The 19,940-nt window shown below is 47.9% G+C and carries 17 protein-coding genes; 12 read left to right on the forward strand and 5 right to left on the reverse strand.

Annotation, left to right across the window (positions count from 1 at the left end; all coding sequences use genetic code 11):
• Positions 1-3: 3 nt before the first annotated feature.
• The 7 genes from CKQ54_RS14935 (at position 4) to CKQ54_RS14965 (ending at position 7,622) form a co-directional block, all read left to right on the forward strand.
• Positions 4-909, forward strand: a complete 906-nt coding sequence (locus tag CKQ54_RS14935; protein WP_120162511.1) for a LysR family transcriptional regulator — start codon at positions 4-6, stop codon at positions 907-909.
• A gap of 114 nt (positions 910-1,023) precedes the next feature.
• Positions 1,024-1,662 carry an NAD(P)H-dependent oxidoreductase gene (locus CKQ54_RS14940; RefSeq protein WP_120162510.1) on the forward strand — a complete coding sequence of 213 codons (639 nt, stop codon included), beginning with the start codon at positions 1,024-1,026 and terminating at the stop codon, positions 1,660-1,662.
• A gap of 323 nt (positions 1,663-1,985) precedes the next feature.
• A complete protein-coding gene (locus CKQ54_RS14945) occupies positions 1,986-2,510 on the forward strand; it encodes a fimbrial protein (RefSeq protein WP_120162509.1) in 525 nt (174 codons plus the stop codon).
• Positions 2,511-2,582: 72 nt separating this feature from the next.
• Positions 2,583-3,110, forward strand: a complete 528-nt coding sequence (locus CKQ54_RS14950) for a fimbrial protein (RefSeq protein ID WP_120162508.1) — start codon at positions 2,583-2,585, stop codon at positions 3,108-3,110.
• Between the two features lie 95 nt (positions 3,111-3,205).
• Positions 3,206-3,934 carry a fimbrial biogenesis chaperone gene (locus CKQ54_RS14955; protein ID WP_120162507.1) on the forward strand — a complete coding sequence of 243 codons (729 nt, stop codon included), beginning with the start codon at positions 3,206-3,208 and terminating at the stop codon, positions 3,932-3,934.
• Between the two features lie 159 nt (positions 3,935-4,093).
• A complete protein-coding gene (locus CKQ54_RS14960) occupies positions 4,094-6,634 on the forward strand; it encodes a fimbria/pilus outer membrane usher protein (protein WP_120162506.1) in 2,541 nt (846 codons plus the stop codon).
• A gap of 10 nt (positions 6,635-6,644) precedes the next feature.
• Complete coding sequence (locus CKQ54_RS14965) at positions 6,645-7,622, forward strand: fimbrial protein (protein ID WP_120162505.1); 978 nt, start codon at positions 6,645-6,647, stop codon at positions 7,620-7,622.
• A gap of 41 nt (positions 7,623-7,663) precedes the next feature.
• Here the strand turns inward: CKQ54_RS14965 and CKQ54_RS14970 are convergent, their stop codons facing one another.
• Entirely contained in the window at positions 7,664-8,302 is a 639-nt protein-coding gene (locus tag CKQ54_RS14970; RefSeq protein WP_120162504.1) for a winged helix-turn-helix transcriptional regulator, read from the reverse strand.
• A gap of 400 nt (positions 8,303-8,702) precedes the next feature.
• On the opposite strand from CKQ54_RS14970, the gene CKQ54_RS14975 reads away from it, so the two are divergent.
• Positions 8,703-9,917 (forward strand): multidrug effflux MFS transporter, encoded by a 1,215-nt coding sequence (locus CKQ54_RS14975; protein WP_120162503.1) that lies wholly within the window; start codon positions 8,703-8,705, stop codon positions 9,915-9,917.
• Positions 9,918-9,973: 56 nt separating this feature from the next.
• Here the strand turns inward: CKQ54_RS14975 and CKQ54_RS14980 are convergent, their stop codons facing one another.
• A complete protein-coding gene (locus tag CKQ54_RS14980; RefSeq protein ID WP_120162502.1) occupies positions 9,974-10,618 on the reverse strand; it encodes an NADPH-dependent F420 reductase in 645 nt (214 codons plus the stop codon).
• Positions 10,619-10,723: 105 nt separating this feature from the next.
• Between CKQ54_RS14980 and CKQ54_RS14985 the strand changes: the two genes are divergently transcribed.
• Positions 10,724-11,611: a LysR family transcriptional regulator gene (locus tag CKQ54_RS14985; RefSeq protein WP_120162501.1), complete on the forward strand. Its 888-nt coding sequence runs from the start codon at positions 10,724-10,726 to the stop codon at positions 11,609-11,611.
• A gap of 74 nt (positions 11,612-11,685) precedes the next feature.
• On the opposite strand, the gene CKQ54_RS14990 is transcribed toward CKQ54_RS14985, so the two are convergent.
• Positions 11,686-14,463: a flavocytochrome c gene (locus CKQ54_RS14990; RefSeq protein ID WP_120162500.1), complete on the reverse strand. Its 2,778-nt coding sequence runs from the start codon at positions 14,461-14,463 to the stop codon at positions 11,686-11,688.
• Positions 14,464-15,035: 572 nt separating this feature from the next.
• Between CKQ54_RS14990 and CKQ54_RS14995 the strand changes: the two genes are divergently transcribed.
• On the forward strand, positions 15,036-16,547 hold the full coding sequence (locus CKQ54_RS14995; RefSeq protein WP_120162499.1) for an anion permease: 1,512 nt from the start codon (positions 15,036-15,038) through the stop codon (positions 16,545-16,547).
• Positions 16,548-16,623: 76 nt separating this feature from the next.
• Here the strand turns inward: CKQ54_RS14995 and CKQ54_RS25535 are convergent, their stop codons facing one another.
• Both CKQ54_RS25535 and CKQ54_RS15005 read right to left on the reverse strand, forming a co-directional pair.
• Positions 16,624-16,854, reverse strand: a complete 231-nt coding sequence (locus tag CKQ54_RS25535) for an SDR family oxidoreductase (RefSeq protein ID WP_120162498.1) — start codon at positions 16,852-16,854, stop codon at positions 16,624-16,626.
• Between the two features lie 325 nt (positions 16,855-17,179).
• Positions 17,180-18,142 carry a hypothetical protein gene (locus CKQ54_RS15005; RefSeq protein ID WP_244220217.1) on the reverse strand — a complete coding sequence of 321 codons (963 nt, stop codon included), beginning with the start codon at positions 18,140-18,142 and terminating at the stop codon, positions 17,180-17,182.
• A gap of 248 nt (positions 18,143-18,390) precedes the next feature.
• Between CKQ54_RS15005 and CKQ54_RS15010 the strand changes: the two genes are divergently transcribed.
• Entirely contained in the window at positions 18,391-18,714 is a 324-nt protein-coding gene (locus CKQ54_RS15010; protein ID WP_120162497.1) for a DUF3302 domain-containing protein, read from the forward strand.
• A gap of 4 nt (positions 18,715-18,718) precedes the next feature.
• A complete protein-coding gene (locus CKQ54_RS15015) occupies positions 18,719-19,855 on the forward strand; it encodes an HlyD family secretion protein (protein ID WP_120162496.1) in 1,137 nt (378 codons plus the stop codon).
• Positions 19,856-19,940: the final 85 nt, after the last annotated feature.

The raw sequence follows: 19,940 nt of genomic DNA on the forward strand, positions 1-19,940 counted from the left end.
ACAATGGATTACTTAAAGTGCATTGAATCCTTTATCAGCGCGACAGAGTCCGGCAGTTTTACCGCAGCCGCCGATAAGCTGGGCATTACACCAGCGATGGTGGGCAAACATATTCAGATGCTGGAAAAGCGTACAGGTTGCGTGCTGATCAACCGCACGACACGGCGTCAGGGACTGACAGAAGCCGGGCATCGTTTTTATTTGTACGGCGTGCAGATCCTCGCGACTGTGGAAGATGCGGATTCACTGGCGCGGCATCTCAACGAAGAAGTCACCGGTCTGTTGCGTATCAGCGCACCGGTTTCGTTCGGACAGCGGATCCTGACGCCGATCTTGTCGACCTTTTTACAGCGCTATCCCGCCGTGAATGCCTGTCTGGTGCTGAGCGACCGGCGGGTGGATTTGATTGAGGAACGCTTCCAGATAGCCATCCGGATTGGCAGCTTGCAGGATGAAGGCTATATCGCCGTGCCGCTTCCTGCGTATGAAATGCTGCTGGCGGCATCGCCTGCATATCTGGATAAACATGGCACGCCCGTGAGTCCGGCTGATTTGTCCGCTCATAACTGCATCAGTTTCAGCCAATGGCGTGCTGATCATCTCTGGCCACTTAACGGACCGCAGGGGCTGGTCGATGCACAGGTTTCCCCGAGACTCACCGTCGATTCTGGTGAAGCTATCCGTCAGGCGGCATTATCGGGGCTTGGGATCGTCATGCATTCGTGCGTGGTGTTACAGGAAGACATCGATGCCGGAAGGCTGTGTCGCGTGTTGCCTGATTACGCGCCGGTATCCAGACCAATGCACCTGCTCAGGCTGCCTAACCGCCCTGCACCACTGGTTTCCGCTTTCTCTGAGCACTTTATGGAAGAACTGGCGAAGCTCACGAATACGCCTAAACCTTATTGAATATGAACGCGATTTATCAGCCCTTATAAGTACTGCGCAGGGCTCAAATCCATAAAACTGCGGTGCGGGTTCATGCGAATATTCACGCCTTACACACCTCAAAGGAAATGAAATATGACGACCTTGAATGAACGCCTGGAGTGGCGCTATGCCACCAAGAAATTTGATGCCAGCAAAACGGTAGAAACTGAAAAACTGGAACGCATTCTCGAAGCCGTTCGTCTGGCACCGACATCCAGCGGACTGCAACCCTTCGAACTGTTTGTAGTCACCAATCCGGATATCCGCGCCAAAATCCGCACTGTGTCCTGGGATCAGGCGCAGGTCACCGACTGTTCTCACCTGCTGGTATTCGCGGCATGGGACGACATCACGCCGGAACGCGTCAACATGATGTTTGACCTGACCAATGATATCCGTGGTTTTAAAAACGAAGGCTGGGAAAACTACCGCCAGATGCTGCTGGGCATCGTGGCAGAACGCGGTACCGAGGCAAATTATCAGGCCGCTGCACGTCAGGCCTATATCGGTCTGGGCGCCGCGCTGATTGCTGCCGCCTTTGAAGAAGTCGATGCCACCCCGATGGAAGGCTTTGATCCTGCCGCCGTGGATGAAATTCTCGGTCTGAAAGAGAAAAACTTACGCAGCGTAGTAATGCTGCCGTTGGGCTACCGTGCTCACGAAGGCGACTGGCTTGTGAACCTGAAAAAAGTTCGCCGCAGCCGGGAGAACTTCGTGACTGAGATTAAATAATACACTGTTCTGTCCCATCTTTTGCAGCACCGCCTTATTATTAAATGGCATTGCGGAAGATGGGTTTCACCTCTCTTCATCTAATTAATAAGCTTAATATTCACGCCCCTTCCCTGTTGTCTCATTACAACTTTTCCTTAGTTTGATTTAATTCTTTTTTAAAATCCGAATTTGGACAATTAGAAAATTGCTATAGCTATAACATCAATCTGTCTTTATAGTTAGCAAGCTCTATATAATATGTATTTATTATATTTAGGTAGGTAAACATTCCTTATACGGATAGATACGTCGGGCATTACTCGTAAATTAAAGGATTAAATATGAACAAAAAATTACTTCCTGTATCCATTGCAGCTTTAATGATGATTGGCGGTATGAATACTGCCTCTGCTGCTTCTATACTTTTCACCGGTACAATAGGGGCGAGTAGTTGCGTCCTTGATGTGAATAACAGTGGTTCTACAGTAGGCGATGTCGATATGGGCAGCATTTCGGTTAGTGCGCTGAACGCTAATAGTGGCGCAACTTCAGCTGCCGTTCCATTCACTATAAGCCTTAAGAATTGTACCGGTGGTTCAAATTATTCAATTGAATTTGCTGGCACCAGCTCATCTTTCAATGACAATTACTACCTTGCTCCGGAGTCAATGGGTTCCGGTGTATTCTATGAAATCAAAGACAGCGAAGGTCGGAACGTCAAATCTAAAGAGTTAATTGCAGCTAATATCTCTAAAGATGAACAGTCTGCTAACATGCATTTCACTGTAAACTTATTGGCAGTAAACGAATTGGTTAATCAAGGTAGTTTCGTTATGGCTAATGGTATAAATGTTCATTATGAATGATGTTTGATGCACACTTTCCCACTACGCATAAATAATTAACGTTAATAAACATCACCAATATACGGATATATTATGAACAAAAAAATTATCGCACTTCCTTTGAGTATCTTACTTACTCTGGGCTTAATGGAAACCGCCTCGGCAACCGGTACCGTTAATTTTAAAGGAAATTTAGCAGGCAGTATCTGTACAATTGATGTCAATAATACGGGTACAGACAATAGCATTATCGAACTGGGTAATATCGATGCTAATGCTCTCAAAGCCGTGGGTGCAACATCTCCGGCCGTCAACTTCAAAGTCAATATGACAGGTTGCCCTTCAGGTTATTCCAGCTTTCAGTTCCAGTTTTCTGGTGATGAATATGGTTCAACCGGCGACTTTGCTGTATCGCATGGACAGGATGACGGTGTCGTTATTGAGCTGAAAGATAGCCATGGCACCCAGATATCACCTAACACACCGATCCAGGTGGCTGCACCGGCCAGTAGTGATACAAGAATAGAACTGCCTTTCACTGCAAATATTCGCTCTACCAAAGGTGATGCCGCAGTGGGTCAGTTTGTTATGGCTACCAATATTTCTGTTTTGTACGAATAACAGATAGCCGTAAACAATAGTCCTTTATGAGACAACCTGAAAAGGGTGTCTCATAAAATAAGGCTCACTATTTTTTTCAATTTGTGGATCTCTTTATGTCATTTGTTAAAAAGGCCCTGTTGCCTCTCATTTTATTAACCCAATCATCATTCGTTTTCGCGGGTATACAAATCGGTGCGACACGTGTTATTTATGAGGAACAGAGACAGGATTCCGTCATAAAGATATCAAACCCAGACAAAACCAACAATTATCTGATCCAATCGTGGGTTGAATCATTATCAGACGCCCCATCTGCAACAGATGCCATAAAGAAAAAATCAAAATCGAAAGTTAAATCTCCTTTTATCGTTACTCCTCCCCTCTTCAGCCTTTCTGCAGGCGAAGAAAATGTGTTGCGTATTATTCATAATGGTGCCGCTCTGCCCGCTGATCACGAGTCCGTCTTTTGGCTGAATATTAAGTCCATACCTGAGACGGAAAAGAAAGACTCGAACACGATGGTTTTTTCAGTCAAGTCAACGTTGAAACTTATTTATCGTCCTGAAGCGCTCTCCGGGGATAAAGCCACCCGCGCTTATCAAAAAATCACGTTTAAAAAGCAGGGAAACCAACTCGTTGCCACGAATCCAACTCCCTATTATCTGACATTTTCCTCAGTCAAAGTAGATGGCAAAGAACTGGTGATTAAAAACAAAGCAATGCTCGCGCCTGTTTCCTCAATGACTTATGACTTAGGAAATTCGTCAAGCACAGCGACGGTTTCATGGACAACGCTGGGCGATCAAGGCCAGACAACACCGGCAGAAACATCGAAGCTCTGATTTTTCAGTTAATTTTTTATGCCGTCCGCATTTACTGATGAGGACGGCATTTTGTTTTTTTGTGTTTTCACTTAAGAAGTCTCGCTGACAAGACGTCAGAATTGCTCCCTTTTTATTCATATCGCAGGAAGGCGCAGCTGTAAGATTAAAGGATTGATCATGTCAAAATTTTTCTACCTAAAAGCCGCAAAAAGGCCAAAATATTCCTGGAGTAAAATAGCCTGCATAACGTGTGCTGAATTATTGATCATCCTGAACCCGACGTTAGCCTTAAGCGCAGAAAAATATTATGACGCAAGCGCACTCGAATTAGATGGCCCAGAAGGTGAACAGCAGGTAGACCTGTCTCGATTCAATACGCCGGGTAAACAGTTACCTGGTATATATCACGTCGAAATATACATAAATGAACAAAGCATCGGACAACATGAAATTAATTTTGTAGAGAATGAAAAAGGAGAATTAGAACCAGAGATCCCATTGAGCCAATACCGTAAAGCAGGTGTTAAAATTGATGAAATTCCTGCATTTGCAGACACTAAAGACGACAGCATCATTGTAGATCTTGATAAGAAAATTGAAGGAGCATACGCTAAGTTTAATTTCAAACAACAACGCGTTATGATTAATATCCCACAAATCTTAATGAAAAATATCCCTTCCGATTACATTGATCCCGAACAATGGAGTCAGGGGCTGACAACTGTTTTTACCAGCTATGACTTTAGCGGTGCTCAAACCCATGATAAAAATATCGGTTCTGAAGAAGGTGATCAGTACCTTAATTTACGTAATGGTGTAAATCTTGGAGCATGGCGATTAAGAAATTACACAACCTGGAGTCATAATTCCAGTGGCGATAAATGGAATAATATCAATACTTACCTGCAAAAGGATATTGCAAAAATAAAAGGTAAATTAACACTGGGTGACGATTCAACCCAAAGTGATGTTTTTGATAGTTTAGCCTTCCGCGGGGTGGAAATTGCCTCGGAAGACAGAATGATGTCAAGCAGAGAAAGTGGCTTTGCGCCTGTTATTCGCGGCATAGCGAATACCGCAAATGCTCAGGTCACAGTCAGTCAGGGTGGCTATGTGGTTTATCAGGCCTATGTCCCCGCGGGTCCGTTTGAGATCACTGATTTATTTCCCAGTACGGGAGGTGGAGACCTTGACGTCACCGTTAAGGAAGCTGACGGTAGTGAACGCAAATTTACGCAAAGTTTCGGTTCAGTCCCTGTCATGCAGCGGGAAGGACATCTGAAATACGAAGTGATGGCGGGTAAATATAACAATGACAGTGGTTCGTCTCAAGATCCAAATGTTGCTTTAATTACCGGGCTTTATGGCTTGCCACATGACATGACCGTATACGGTGGCATAACCAACAGCGAAAAATATACAGCGCAACAGCTTGGCTATGGCCTCGGATTGGGGTCTTTCGGTTCTGTGTCTGTTGATGCAACACATTCTGAAACGCGCACTGACGGTAAAGTTTTTTCAGGAGAGTCATACCGTTTAAAGTATGCGAAATCTCTTAACAGCACGGGAACACAAATTAATTTATCTGCTATCCTTTTCCCGGATAAAGACTATTACTCTTTTGAAGATGCGCTGGATATTATCAGTAATGATTCAAATTCTTCATCTGACCAAAAACATAACCGCTATGAAGTAAGTTTCAGCCAACCTCTGAAAGATTATGGTTCCATTTCAGTCTATGCATACAGACAAAACTATTGGGATCAGGAACCCGATAATTATTTTTCTGTTTCCTATAGCGGTAGCTATGGGGCTACGACGCTAAGCATTAACTATAACTATACACAGAGCGAAAACGGCAAGCCGGATAAACAACTCGCCTTAAATCTACAGGTACCTTTAGAAAGTTTATTGCCGCAAACCTGGGCAACATATTCCATGACATCAGACAGTTCCAACCACATTACCCAGACGGCAGGAATCAATGGCACCCTTCTTGAAGACAACAACCTGAATTATGGTATCAATTCCACTGTGGGAAACGATAGTGATGGCGGCAGCATTAATGCGGTCTATAAAGGAGCATCTGCTGAACTGACCAGCAATTACAGCGAGTCTTTATCAAACCGACGCTTAAGTTATGGTATCCGGGGGGCAATACTGGCACATCCTTATGGTGTAACACTCTCCCAGCCATTATCTTCCGATGCGCCTATTGCATTAGTCAGAATACCTGACCAGGAAAATATTTCGATTACAAATGGTGTCGGAATTAAAACCGACAGCCGGGGATATGCCGTCGTGCCAAATATACAGCCCTACCGTGTCAACGCAATTGGGCTCGACACTGATTCTCTGGGAAGTAATTTAGAGATTGCCACAACGATGAATAATGTCATCCCTACGGATGGTGCATTAGTTTTAGCTGACTTTAATGTCCGAACAGGAGAGCGTGTATTAATGACATTATCGCGCCCTGACAATCATGAAATTCCTTTCGGCGCGACAGCAACAGCAGGTGAAAACAGTAGCAATAGTATTGTTGCGGATAATGGCTTGGTGTATTTAATTGGTATGCCAAAAAAAGGAATCGTGACCGTAAAATGGGGAGATGAAGAGGATGAGCAATGTAAGGCAGCGTTTGAACTTCCCGATCTTCCCAAAGACAGTAAAGTAAAAAAATTCTCAATGGTAGAAGTTAATGGATTATGTGTTTAGGAGATAAATAATGTTACAGCCAGGAACAGCAAGAAAGCCAGTGACTAAAAGGTCACAATTCCTCACGACTACAGGGGTATTTTTTCTTTTCTTTTTTTCTGCACAAGGCCATGCACAATGCACATCGACTGAGCAAGCGCGGGAATTAACATTTACACCAGGACATATCGTGATCCCGCACAATCGTCCGGCGGGTTACGTGCTTTATGAACAGGTATTGACGGACCCTTCCAGTGGCGGAACCAGTAAGATACTCAACTGTCAGGGGGGCGGGAAAATAAACGCCAGGATTAATCTGGGGAATTTATTAAAAAACAATATTTACAGTACAAATATTCCGGGGGTTGGATATCGTTTATCATTAACTGAACACCCATTCCCCTGGGATCTTGATTTAAAATGTAACAATACGATTTGCCAACGTGATATTCCGGTCAATACACAATACAAACTTGAGTTGATTAAAACTAATGACCGAAAAACAACGGCAGGCGTTTTATCCGCAGGGCGTTATGCTAAATTAATGACTGACGGCGGGAGTGATATTACTCACATTAATATTGGCAGTACCATAATCGCGCCCTCTGCGTGTACACTTTCCGATGAAAATATTCACGTTGATTTAGGGCGCTTTGATGTTAAAGATTTTAAAGGGCCGGGTAGCAGCGTAGGCGAGCGAAATTTCAGAATTGATCTCAATTGTGATGCCCAAATGCAATACAGTATTGTATTTGACGGCACAGAGCCGGAAGCAAAGCCTTCCAATGGACTGATTGCATTAGATAAAACCTCAGGCAGTGCCGAAGGGATCAGTCTAAGAATCAAACATAACAGTCAGCCAGTTGAGTTGAGGAAAGATATCCCCTTCACATCAGACGTGATGGGGACAACCTCGTTATTATTCAGTGTTGAATACTACCAGATAATGGATAACGTGGTTGCGGGTAAAGCCAATGGTAAAGCGACATTTAATATACGCTACGATTAATACGTTTATGAGGGAGTCATCGGTGACTCCCTCATAAGTCATCAGTATTTTTCAGGGAGTTTATTTATTTTTATCAACCTTCCTCTTTTTATTTCAATATATCCGCCCTTACGCAAATCAGAGAGAATCTTCATTATTCCACTTCTGCCAAGGTAACATCTTTCTGAGATATATTTTTCAATACTGTAATTTTGGATTATTTCATCAGGCTCATTGTTCATTTCGAGCAATAATGACTTAATCACCAGATAGCTACTTCTATGCGAAATATCATAGTACCGGCTGGACAGGAAACCGACCTGAAATGCCAGAAAATGCGCCAGAGAACTCCAGCATTGTTTTTTGGAAATTATTTCAATGGCCCGCTGACTTTCTAACCGATAAATCACACCATCTGAAATATGCTCAATGGCCAAAAGACCCATTTGTTCCGGATATAACACTTGTGCCATACCAAAAATATAAGGTGCTGATACCGTTTTAATGCTCATTCCCGCAGAGAGGTCTTTGACGAGAAAATGTCCAGACTTCACTAAATAGACAAATGAAATATTTTGCTCATCAGTATAAAAAAAATCACTACCATCCATCACTGACAGTTTCGTTGAATAGGGAATAAGTGAGTCAAATATTATTTTAATATGCGCGTTGAGGATGTCTCTTTTTGTTTCAAAATGCATTATTTCTAGAGTTCCGCACTAAATAAAAATGTGATTATACACTTTAAGAGAGTAAAGCGGCACTCTCTTTTTATTCGCTTTAAGTAGAGTCACTAACCAATTTAATTCACTAGCCAGATATTTTTCACACTGATATTTCGTTGATGAATACCATCGCTGACGTTCAAGAAGGCAGAGTCAAAGGGGGGCGTCTTCGAAGTCACTGCACGACAATAATATTGAACAGAAATTTTTTCTCACGACACAGTTTTCATGTCTGTAAAAGAATAAAATATTTTTATATAAATACAGTAAGTATATTCATGAATTTTATTCATAACGTTTATGCCTTTACACCTGATTATTCCCCGCCCATTTACCGGTAACATCGCTTTTCTTCATTATCTTCATAAGAAAAATCATGATTGATTCTCAGTCGCAGACTCCGGGCGCTGCGCGCAACACAACGGGCCTTAGTTTTATCCTCATCCTCAGCGCGTTAATGGCATTTACGTCCTTATCAACCGACATTTATTTACCTGCGATGCCCGTAATGGCAAAAGATTTACACGGTGATGCGGAACTGACCATCACCGGCTTTTTAATCGGTTTTTGTATTGCCCAGCTGATCTGGGGGCCGGTCAGCGATCACTTCGGTCGTCGCCTGCCGCTGTTCGCCGGAATGGTGCTGTTTATTGTCGGTTCAGTCGGTTGCGCGCTGTCAGAAAATATCGGACAAATTGTTTTCTGGCGGGTCTTCCAGGCACTCGGTGCCTGTACTGGCCCGATGCTTGGGCGGGCAATGATCCGTGATTTGTTCAGCCGGACTCGTGCCGCACAGATGCTTTCAACGCTGATGATCATCATGGCTATCGCGCCAATCGCCGGTCCGCTGCTGGGCGGGCAGATGATAAAAATAACGTCATGGCACAGCATATTCTGGTTGCTGACGGCGATCGGCACCCTGATGCTGATCTCTTTAATCTGGTTGCCGGAAACCTTGCCGGAAGAAAAACGTGAAAAAGCCTCGTTAGCGGGCGCGTTTCGCAACTATTACACCCTGCTGTCCAATGCGCAGTATATGCGTTTTACGCTGTGCCTGACGTTCTATTACATCGCCGCTTACGCATTTATCACCGGCTCACCTTTTGTTTACATCAGCTATTTCGGCGTCGATCCACAACATTACGGCTGGCTGTTCGCGGTCAATATTGTCGGACTGATGGCAGTAAGCGTGGTCAACCGCCGGCTGGTGCATCGTTACCCGCTGGAGACTTTGCTAAAATGCGCCGTAACTGTTGCCGCACTCGCCGCACTGGTACTGGCATTGGGCGTAAGAATGCACACAGGCGGTGTGGTTCTGATCGTCGTGACGGTGTTTATCTTCTTCTCAATGAACGGCGTGATAGCGGCAACATCGGCGGCGGCCGCGCTGGACGCCGTACCGAATGTTGCCGGTTCAGCGTCTGCACTGATGGGTTCGTTGCAATACGGCAGCGGGATTATTTCTTCATTATTACTGGCGCTGGCGGGTGATGGCACGCCGTGGACGATGGCGTGGATCATCGCGTTATTTACGCTGATCAGCGCCGGGATTGCGCTGACCACACGGGTTGTCGCCGTTGCTGACAACTGACCGCGCGATCAACTCGTCCCCCTTCCAGGCGGGACGAGCAAGGTAAAGCCCTGTTTTTATCTTCCTGCGGGTTCCGGTCTTACCGCCCCTTCCAGCGATGCCTTTAATTCATTCTCCGTCATCCGCACACAATAAGCCGGCATGCCTTTCTGGAAGCGCCAGCCTTCTGAAAGTGCGCCGACGTCAACAGCGTTAAAACCAAAGGCGTCATACAGCGCCATCACTGCCTTTTTCGTTTCCGCATCATCACCAGCGACGGGCAACGCGCGACGTTGCGGGGCGCCAGCAGGCAAACCGTCGCTTTCGAGATCCGTCATCTGAATCGCATTGAACGCTTTTGTGATTTTGGAATGTGGCAGAAAACCTGCAAGATATTCGCTGGTAGTCGTCGTCTGATCATCAAGTTCAGCAATCTGCCCGTCGCGTTCAGGGTAATAATTCACTGCATCAATTACCGGTTTTCCGCCGATTTCGGCCACCGGCAGTTGCCCGATAGCCGTCAGTGGCACGGCTATCAGCACAATATCGCCAAAAGAAGCGGCGTCTGCCGCGTTACCGATTTCACAGCCGATCATCGGCTTCAGGCTGAACAGCGTCTGAGGGCCGCGTGAATTACTGAGCATAACCTGATGTCCGGCCTTGATTGCCAGTTTAGCCACCGCCCTGCCCACAAATCCTGCACCAATAATGCCTATTTTCATGATTCTCACCTTTCATTTTGTTGTCGATAGGGTAAGAATAATTCCACACTCATTATTGATAAATCGCCTTCGCAGACATAAACAAACAACAAATAAGAGGCAATCGTGGATCGTTTAACCAGCATGAATGTGTTCGTCAGAACTGCCGATCTGGGCTCTTTCGCGGCGGCGGCAGAAGTATTACGCATTTCGCCGCAGATGGTGGCGAAACATATCGCGCGCCTCGAATCCCGGCTGGGGACGGCGCTGATTAACCGCACGACGCGGCGTCAGCACCTGACAGACATCGGGCGCAGCTATTATGAACGCTGTAAGATCGTGCTTTCTGAGGCCGAGGCTGCTGATGCCATCGCGCTGGAAATGAAAGTCACGCCCTCCGGCACGTTGCGCGTGAATGCGCCGGTGACTTTTGGCACGTCCTCGCTGGCACCTTTCATTACGCAGTATCTGGCGCAGTACCCTGAAACGCAGGTCGAGCTGACGCTCAGTGACCGGATGGTCGATCCGGTTGAAGAAGGTTACGAAGTGATCCTGCGAATTGGTGAACTCAGCGACAGCCAGATGATTGCCTATCCGCTGCGACCGTACAGGCTGATTGCCTGCGCCTCCCCCGGTTATCTCATGCAAAATGGTGTGCCTGAAACACCGGCGGATCTCGCCGCCCATTCCTGTCTGGTTTACGGTATCTGGTCGCCACAGGCACCCTGCCGCTGGCAATTTTACCAGGACGGGAAAATGCAGGAAATCCAGCCGGCAGGCCGTCTGCGCTCCAATGACTGGCGGGCACTGCTGCACGCCGCCGTCAGCGGATATGGCGTCACGCTGGGGCCGGAAGATGTGCTGCGTGAAGAAATCAGGGCGGGACGACTGGTGCAGGTGTTACCGGATTACGACGGGCCTTCACGACCTATGCATGTGCTGACACCGGCAGGATTAAGGCAAACTGTGAAAATCCGCAGTTTTATTCAGGCCGTGCGTGAGACATTTGGCTGAAGCATCCCTTGTCTATAAAAAAACCCACGCTCGTACGTGGGTTTTCGCATTTATAGCCTTTCACATTCTGACGATTATTGTCTCGCCAGCGCCGCCGCATTCTTACCGGCGAGAATGCCGAAGATAATGATGTCGGCGACAGCGTTACCACCGATGCGGTTTGCGCCGTGAATACCGCCGACCACTTCACCTGCGGCCCAGGCACCGGTGATCACCTGTTTTTGCGCATCAAGCACAGCGGTATCCGGACTGATGGTCACACCGCCCATGGTGTGATGCACGCCCGGCGCGATGCGGATGGCAAAGAACGGTCCCTGATTGAGCGGATGACGCAGCGCGGTGGTACGGCCAAAGTCTTCATCCTTTTTCTCCACCACAAACAGGTTGTAGCGCAGCAGGGTTTCAGAAAGTGTCTGAGGATCCATATTCAGTTTCACCGCCAGTTCTTCCGGCGTTGGTGCGCTGATCACAAAGCCTTTGGCGATATATTCATCGGCTGCTTTATTATTCGACCGCACCTGTTCGTCGAAAATAACCCACGCGCTTTTCTCTGGTAAGGCGATAATTTCAGCAGACACTTTGTCGCGGGTTTCCATCTCGTTGTAGAAACGCTTTCCAGCCTGACTGACCAGGATCGCGCCGCCGCCACGGATAGCTTCGGAAATCAGATAGGACGTGGTTTGCTCAACCGTCGGGTGGATCTGAATTTCACCCATATCCACGGTGTCTGCGCCCAGTTTTTGCAGCATGGCGATACCGCTGCCGGTCGCGCCAGGGTGGTTGGTCGTCACAAAACCATCGAGTTCAGGGCGATATTTCACCACCATCTCGCGGTTAGCACTGAAACCACCGGTGGCGACAATCACGCTTTTCGCATTCAGAATGCGGCTGTCGTTATACTCATCCACCACTTTCACGCCAGTCACTACGCCGTTATCAGACAAAATTTCCGCGACCGAGGTTTCCAGCAGCACTTCAATTTCGCGCTTGTTGATGTTTTTCACCAGACCGCTGATCAGGAAGCCACCTACCGCTGAACGATCCGCCGGACGGTGCGTACGGTCGATGCTCATCCCGCCAGTGATGGTGATGTCATTCAGTTCAATTTCTTTCGCTGCCAGCCATTCGACGGCTTCCGGTGCCAGCTCCACAAACTCACGCAGCAAGACCGGGTTGTTTTTGAACTTGCCGCCTTTCAGCGTTTCGTCATAAAACAGCTCTTTACTGTCTTCGATACCTTTCATTTTCTGGAAGCGCGTTTCTGCTGCGTTCATCCCGACTGAGGCTTTAATCGTGTTGCCGCCGATGGTCGGCATTTTCTCGATAATCACCACATGCGCACCTTCGTCATGCGCCTGAATCGCCGCTGCCAGACCTGCGCCACCGCTGCCGATGACCACAACGTCGAAGTTTTGCGGCGCCTGCGGATTGCCGCCTTCTTCAATCACATGTTCTTTGCTGGAGGTCGCCAGTGCGCGGGAAACGGCTTTTTTCAGCGCCTCACTTTGCGTGGTCGCGCCGGTGATCGCATCAACGTGCGGACTGTTGGCGACCAGCATACGGGTACGCAGGCTCTCGAACGTGGTGGTGAAATCGACGTCCAGCGAATCGTCTTTGACCAGTGCAATGTCGGTAATACGGTCGGTGTCGAGCGTAACGCTGATTTTCAGCTTCAGCGCTTCGGCTTCGACTTTCTCCTGATAAACGCCCGCTTTGTATTTACGGCCGGTAACACTGGTGTCGCGGATCATGGCGTCAACCAGTGAGAAGCGCCACAGCGGTTCAGGGATATTCAGTTCTTCGCGTTTGTGGCTGTCGATAAACAGCTCGAGATGATCGTTGTTAATGATGCGATCGGCCCAGTCCGGATAGGCGATACAGGCTTTACCGACAGCAATCAGATCAAAGCCGTATTCCAGCCCTTTCTCGGCATCGGCTTTGTTAATCACGCCGCCGACGCCAATTACCGGCACTTTGGCCAGCGTTTCAGAACGCATGGCGCGGAATTTGGTGATCAGCGGGGTCGGATCCTGCGTATCGACGATGGAAGGACGCAGCAGCTGACCGACAGAGAAATGCACGTAGTCCAGCCCGCGCGCGGCGAGTTTTTCCAGCAGATACATCGTGTCGTCGAAGCGGATGCCCGGCACTTCCAGCTCTTCCGGCGAGAAACGGTAGCCGATAATGAAAGAGTTGTCGGCGAAACGTTCTGCCATCTTATGGGTGATTTCCAGGACTTCCAGCGGGAAACGGGCGCGTTTGTCGCGGTCACCGCCCCATTGGTCGGTGCGCTGGTTGGAGTTCGGCGAATAGAATTGCTGGATCAGATAGGTGTTAGCGCCGTGGATTTCCACGCCGTCGAAGCCTGCTTTGATCGCACGGTTAACGGCATCACCAAACTTGGTGATCATGGTTTCTACTTCTTCACCGGTCAGTTCTTTCGGCTGGGTTGCGCCTTCACGCGGAGCAGCGATAGCACTTGGCGCGACAGGCGTACGGCCGCCGATCAGTTCCGGCTCCACCATTCTGCCGCCGTGGTAGATCTGCAAAATCGCTTTCGAGCCTTTGGATTTAATGGCATCGGCAATTTTCTTCAAACCGGAAATTTTGTTGTCGCTGTCGATAGCGATAGCGCCGGGGAACGCCGGACCCATACGATCTATGAAGCAACATTCGACGATGATGGTGCCGATGCTGCCAGCACGGTCGCGGTAATATTCCACCAGTTCACTGGTGACGGTACCGTCATAAAAGCCGGTACAGGTGGTCATGGGTGCCATCAGCAGACGGTTTTTCAGTACCGCACCGTTAGGAAGCGTGAGCGGATTTAGTACCGGGGTCAGCTTATTCATTATGATCAACTCCGAAATATGTAAGTCTTGAATTTTTCCGTGGCCGCATTACCTACCGTTAGAAAACTACCGATTAATTAAGCAATACGAAGCAGGCGAATATAGAAATCTGTTGGCTAATTTATTTGCATCAGGCGATGAAATTGGCGTTATAAACGTGCTGGAAGCAGGAGTTGTTTATTTACCCGACATGAAAACCAATACCACCTTCAAGTGTTAATGATGAGTTGACAAAAATCAACTTTAGATTAACATAAAAAATCTCACCTGCAAAATCAGCAAGTTGGATGGAACGTTGGCGTTTACTCAAATTTACTCTACATTCACATAAGCGGACTCTTTCAGGAAATAAATAACCACAACTTTTGTAATGACATTCATTTAAATATTAGTGAATGGCGCGTGTCATTTATCCTAAGAATAATAGTAACGTCTTAATTGCGTCACAAAGGCTGCATCATCATTACGTACCGCTTAACACATTTCTGATAAAGCATAATAAAGGGTTCGTTGAACCAGAACACGATAACCGGGGCGTCAGGCTCACTCTCAATTACGGGCAGATAAAATTTATGAAACCCACATCCACGCTGAATGATCCCGCCAAGGCCGCACCGCCTGCCGCGAGTCAAAAAAAACATCTGATTATGCTATTCCTGCCGGTGCTGGTGGCAGTGCTGTTACTGCTGACGCCAGTGCCTGCGGGGCTTGAACCTTATGCATGGCACTTCTTCGCCATCTTCGTCGGCGTGATTGTCGGGTTGATCTTCGAACCCCTGCCGGGCGCGGTAATTGGCCTGACCGGTGTTGTCGTCATCGCCCTGTTCAGCCAGTGGCTGTTATTCAGTCCGGAAGAAATCGCCAACCCTAAATTTAAGATGCCAACTGAAGCCTTCAAATGGGCGGTGAGCGGCTTCGGTAACTCAACGGTCTGGCTGATTTTTGGTGCGTTTATGTTTGCCGCAGGGTATGACAAAACGCAGTTTGGCCGCCGTCTGGCGCTGATCCTGGTGAAATACCTTGGTCGCCGCAGCCTGACGTTAGGTTATGCCATTACCTTTGCGGACCTGTTGCTGGCGCCCTTTACGCCGTCCAACACCGCGCGCAGCGGCGGGACGATTTACCCGATCATCGCCAACCTGCCACCGTTATACGGCTCCAAGCCCAATGACCCGAGTGCGCGTAAAATCGGTTCTTATCTGATGTGGGTGGCGATTACCGCCGCGTGTATCACCAGCTCGATGTTTCTTTCTGCACTTGCGCCGAACCTGCTGGCGCTGGCGTTAGTCAAAAGCATCACCGGCTTTACCATCTCCTGGGGCATGTGGTTCCTGGCATTCCTGCCGCTGGGCGTGCTGTTGATCCTGACCATGCCGCTGCTGGCCTACTGGTTCTATCCGCCGGAAGTGAAGATCAATGATGAGGTACCGCGCTGGGCGAAAAGCGAACTCGACAAACTGGGTAAGCTGTCACGCAACGAAATCCTGCTGCTGATCTTCGTCTGTTCTGCCCTGCTGATGTGGATTTTTGCCGCGTCGTGGATTGAACCTGCCATGGCTGCGCTGCTGGTTGTGGTGCTGATGCTGTGGACCGGCGTGCTGAACTGGAACGACATCACCAGCAACAAACCGGCCTGGAACACTTTTGCATGGTTTGCAACGCTGGTGGCACTGGCGGATGGTCTGGCCCGCGTCGGATTTATTGCCTGGCTGGGTAAAGAAGGCGGACAACTGCTCGACGGATTCGACCCGCAGGTGGCGGCCGTCATGCTGTTGATTGCGTTCTTCCTGCTGCACTATTTATTCGCCAGCACCACGGCACACACCACCGCGCTGTTACCGGCAATGCTGACTATTGCGGCGGCTATTCCGGGCATCAACATGCCGGTTTACTGCCTGATGATGGTGACATCGCTGGGCGTGATGGGGATCATCACCCCGTACGGCACCGGCCCGAGTCCGATTTACTACGGCAGCGGCTATCTGCCAACCAAAGACTACTGGCGTCTTGGCACCATCTTCGGTGCTATCTTCCTCGGCGGCATGATGCTGATTGCCTATCCGTGGATGGTATTGATGTTCTGATAGGCTTTCTGAAAAAGCACAACCGGCCAGTGGATTACCGCTGGCCGGTTTTTTTTATCCTGGTATTAATCGCGCATCACACCTGCGCCATACCGCCGTCTACAAACAGCTCAGTGCCGTTGATAAAGCTGGCGGAATCGGAAGCCAGAAACGCCACCACTTTACCGATTTCTTCTGGTTCACCCAGTCGCCCCAGCGGTACCTGTGCGCCCTGCTCAGCCAGTTCTTTTGCGCTTGCCAGACCAATACCGCTGGTGCCGCCGGTAACCAGTGCAATTTTTCCGCTCAGTAATTTGCTCATTTTCATTCCTCAATATCAGTGGAGTTTCGGTGAGCCGCGTTTGCGGCATGGACTTACTGTAGTCCTGCGCGGTTTATTGAAAAATAGTGGAAAATGAAAATGACTATTCATGGATGTGTATAATCAAAACAGACTGACTGGCGGAGAAAAGCGGATGATAAAGGTGGTGATATCTACGTTTAGCCTCAGCAAATACCCCGAATATAATTTCCGGCACCGCAATGGTTATAAGAAAAAATAGTATGTAGAAAGTTTAAATTGACAACCGAATACTTAAAAAGTCTACCTCTTGTCCCGATGCCCTGAAATCGCCACCGGCCAGGTTGCGCAATCAAAAACTGATTGCCATGCCGATACCGTAACCCGAGGTGTTATTTCCGAACATGTAGCGTGCGACCACGCGTGTACGGCTGATCACAATATCATACTTGCTGCTGTCGAGTTCCAGCCCCAGACCTAACGAATTTAAGCTATCAAAACCTAACTGACCTCGTTGATTTCCAAGGTATTCTGTGCGTGCACCTTCCATTACATACCGTACTGGTTTACCCAATAGCGTCCAGTCGGCTATTGGCGCTCTACGGCGCAGATATAGCCCGATATTTTCCGCGTCGGCGTTGCCGCTGACAACGTCCGGGCTATTGGCGAAACTTTGCAAATGCTGATAGGAATAGCGTAATTCCAGGTCAATATCCTGGGTCTTAGAGAACAGTTCGTAGTCAAGCATCAGTGCTCCGCCCAACCCGTAGGCATTGAGGCGTCCACCGTCGAGGAAGTCGTACTCACCGCCGCTTTGGCGTTCAAGCGCCCGGGCGCCGATGCGTAAATCGCTCGCCACGGTACCTAACGAAAAGTTAGCGATCGGGCGTAATACCAGGTTACCCCCCAATTTATCTTTGAGTAGCCTGATGTCCCAGCCAATGCCCCCGGTGGCAGTCACGCTGTTCCATTTGACCGGGATATTACGACTCTCGCTGCCATTGGAGACAACGAACTGCGGATCGTATCGGCTATATCCCAGAACTCCTTCCAGATAGATGGGGACCGTTTCACTCAACGTAGCTCCGCCACCGATCTGGGTAAGAGTGAGCGCCGTACTCTCGTTGGATGTATTGCGGATATTGAGGTCGCTGGCGGTGATATCAGGCACCACCGTATAGGTCATCAGTGAAAGAACCGCATCGGCCCGTTTCTTGATGAGGTCCCCACCGGCGGAAAAAGTCTTCGCGTTTACCAGTAATAGTATTAATAAGATGACCATTTTGAACTGATAAATTGCGAACCGCATCACCATACTTGGCTCCCTTAAAACCCTTTGCTGGTGGAATATAGTTATATTAAATGTTTTTTCTTCAAATGAGTTCTGAGAAAGCACTATGAAAAGCAGTCCATCTTTAATAAAACGGCATTAATTTCATGAATTTAAATTTAAGTACTCTGTCAACATTCAGTATAGTGTATTAATGCGCAGAAAAAAAAGGCGGCAATGTTATTTAACGTCTATTATTTACTCAACACCACTTATTGAGGTTCCAGGCCGCTATGTTCCTGAATTATTTTGCGTTGGGTGTCCTTATTGTAGTCTTCCTCATTATCTTCTATGGGATTATTATTCTTCATGATATTCCCTATCTCATTGCCAAATCCAGAAATCATCCTCATGCTGATGCTATCCACGTGGCAGGCTGGGTGAGTTTATTTACGCTACATGTTATTTGGCCGTTTTTATGGATATGGGCCACATTGTATCGTCCCGAACGCGGATGGGGCATGCAAACTCAGGAAGCTTCGCTGACCCAGTTGCAGCAACGGGTCACGGAATTAGAACAAAAACTGGTAAACACCAACATTCCTCCATTGGAGTAACACGATGGATTTACTCATTATCCTGACTTATGTCGCCTTTGCGTGGGCAATATTTAAGATTTTCAAAATACCGGTAAATAAATGGACAATACCCACTGCGGCCTTAGGTGGCGTTTTTTTAATTGGCGCGCTCATTTTATTGATGAATTACAACCATCCCTATACAGATTTGGCGCAAAAAGCGGTTATTTCAATTCCTATTACTCCTCAGGTAACGGGGATTGTTAGTGAGGTAACCAATAAACAAAATACGTTAATGAAAAAAGGAGACCTTCTTTTCAGGATCGACCCATCCCGATTCCAGGCTCGTGTTGATAAATTACAAGCTGATCTGGTGACGGCTATTCACAATAATCAAGTACTCAAGGGACAATTAGAGGGCGCTATCGCTAATACATCGCGTGTCAGTGCCGAACGCGATCGTTTATATAAAGACTACCAACGTTACCTTACCGGGAGCAAAGCGCGTGTAAACCCTTTTTCTGAAAGCGACATTGATAATGCCCGGCAAAACTACCTGGCTCAGGATGCGCTTGTGAAAGGATCGGTTGCCGAGCAGTCACAGATTCGAAGTCAGTTAGACAGTGTGCTGAACGGGGAGCAATCGCAAATAGTGAGTATCAGAGCTCAGCTAGCAGAAGCTAAATATAATCTTGAGCAAACCGTCGTTCGAGCCCCGAGTAACGGTTATGTAACTCAGGTATTGATTCGACCTGGAACATATGCGGCTTCCCTTCCCCTGCGCCCGGTAATGATATTTATTCCTCAGCAAAAAAGGCAAATCATAGCTCAGTTCAGACAAAACTCGCTGCTACGACTGGAGGCTGGCGATGAGGCTGAAGTTGTATTCAACGCACTCCCAGGGCAAGTATTTTCTGGAAAATTAACCAGTATTCTTCCCGTAGTACCAGGAGGGGCATATCAGGCTCAGGGTGCCCTTCAGTCACTGAGTAACGTCGCGGGCAGCGACAGCGTGATTGCCATCATTGAACTGGCGCCAAACAATGAAATTGACGTTTTGCCTGATGGTATTTACGCACAAGTGGCCGTGTACTCGGACCATTTCGCCCATGTTTCAGTGATGCGTAAAGTACTGCTGCGTATGACCAGTTGGATGCACTACCTCTATCTGGATCATTAGTGAAGTGGTCGATAAAAGTTGGCCACTTCTTGAGGTGGCCATCTAAAAACCCTGCAGGTCCGCTTCTGGCGAGATAACCGTCAAA

The sequence above is a fragment of the Rahnella variigena genome (assembly GCF_003610915.1).
GTDB lineage: Bacteria > Pseudomonadota > Gammaproteobacteria > Enterobacterales > Enterobacteriaceae > Rahnella > Rahnella variigena.

Bases quoted from the DNA above. Each gene is read 5' to 3' on its own strand.
- CKQ54_RS14935 (WP_120162511.1), top strand. From the start codon at position 4: ATGGATTACTTAAAGTGCATTGAATCCTTTATCAGCGCGACAGAGTCC.
- CKQ54_RS14975 (WP_120162503.1), top strand. From the start codon at position 8,703: ATGATTGATTCTCAGTCGCAGACTCCGGGCGCTGCGCGCAACACAACG.
- CKQ54_RS15010 (WP_120162497.1), top strand. From the start codon at position 18,391: ATGTTCCTGAATTATTTTGCGTTGGGTGTCCTTATTGTAGTCTTCCTC.
- CKQ54_RS15005 (WP_244220217.1), bottom strand. From the start codon at position 18,142: ATGGTGATGCGGTTCGCAATTTATCAGTTCAAAATGGTCATCTTATTA.
- CKQ54_RS14950 (WP_120162508.1), top strand. From the start codon at position 2,583: ATGAACAAAAAAATTATCGCACTTCCTTTGAGTATCTTACTTACTCTG.
- CKQ54_RS14945 (WP_120162509.1), top strand. From the start codon at position 1,986: ATGAACAAAAAATTACTTCCTGTATCCATTGCAGCTTTAATGATGATT.
- CKQ54_RS14940 (WP_120162510.1), top strand. From the start codon at position 1,024: ATGACGACCTTGAATGAACGCCTGGAGTGGCGCTATGCCACCAAGAAA.
- CKQ54_RS14965 (WP_120162505.1), top strand. From the start codon at position 6,645: ATGTTACAGCCAGGAACAGCAAGAAAGCCAGTGACTAAAAGGTCACAA.
- CKQ54_RS25535 (WP_120162498.1), bottom strand. From the start codon at position 16,854: ATGAAAATGAGCAAATTACTGAGCGGAAAAATTGCACTGGTTACCGGC.
- CKQ54_RS14970 (WP_120162504.1), bottom strand. From the start codon at position 8,302: ATGCATTTTGAAACAAAAAGAGACATCCTCAACGCGCATATTAAAATA.
- CKQ54_RS15015 (WP_120162496.1), top strand. From the start codon at position 18,719: ATGGATTTACTCATTATCCTGACTTATGTCGCCTTTGCGTGGGCAATA.
- CKQ54_RS14990 (WP_120162500.1), bottom strand. From the start codon at position 14,463: ATGAATAAGCTGACCCCGGTACTAAATCCGCTCACGCTTCCTAACGGT.
- CKQ54_RS14980 (WP_120162502.1), bottom strand. From the start codon at position 10,618: ATGAAAATAGGCATTATTGGTGCAGGATTTGTGGGCAGGGCGGTGGCT.
- CKQ54_RS14995 (WP_120162499.1), top strand. From the start codon at position 15,036: ATGAAACCCACATCCACGCTGAATGATCCCGCCAAGGCCGCACCGCCT.
- CKQ54_RS14955 (WP_120162507.1), top strand. From the start codon at position 3,206: ATGTCATTTGTTAAAAAGGCCCTGTTGCCTCTCATTTTATTAACCCAA.
- CKQ54_RS14960 (WP_120162506.1), top strand. From the start codon at position 4,094: ATGTCAAAATTTTTCTACCTAAAAGCCGCAAAAAGGCCAAAATATTCC.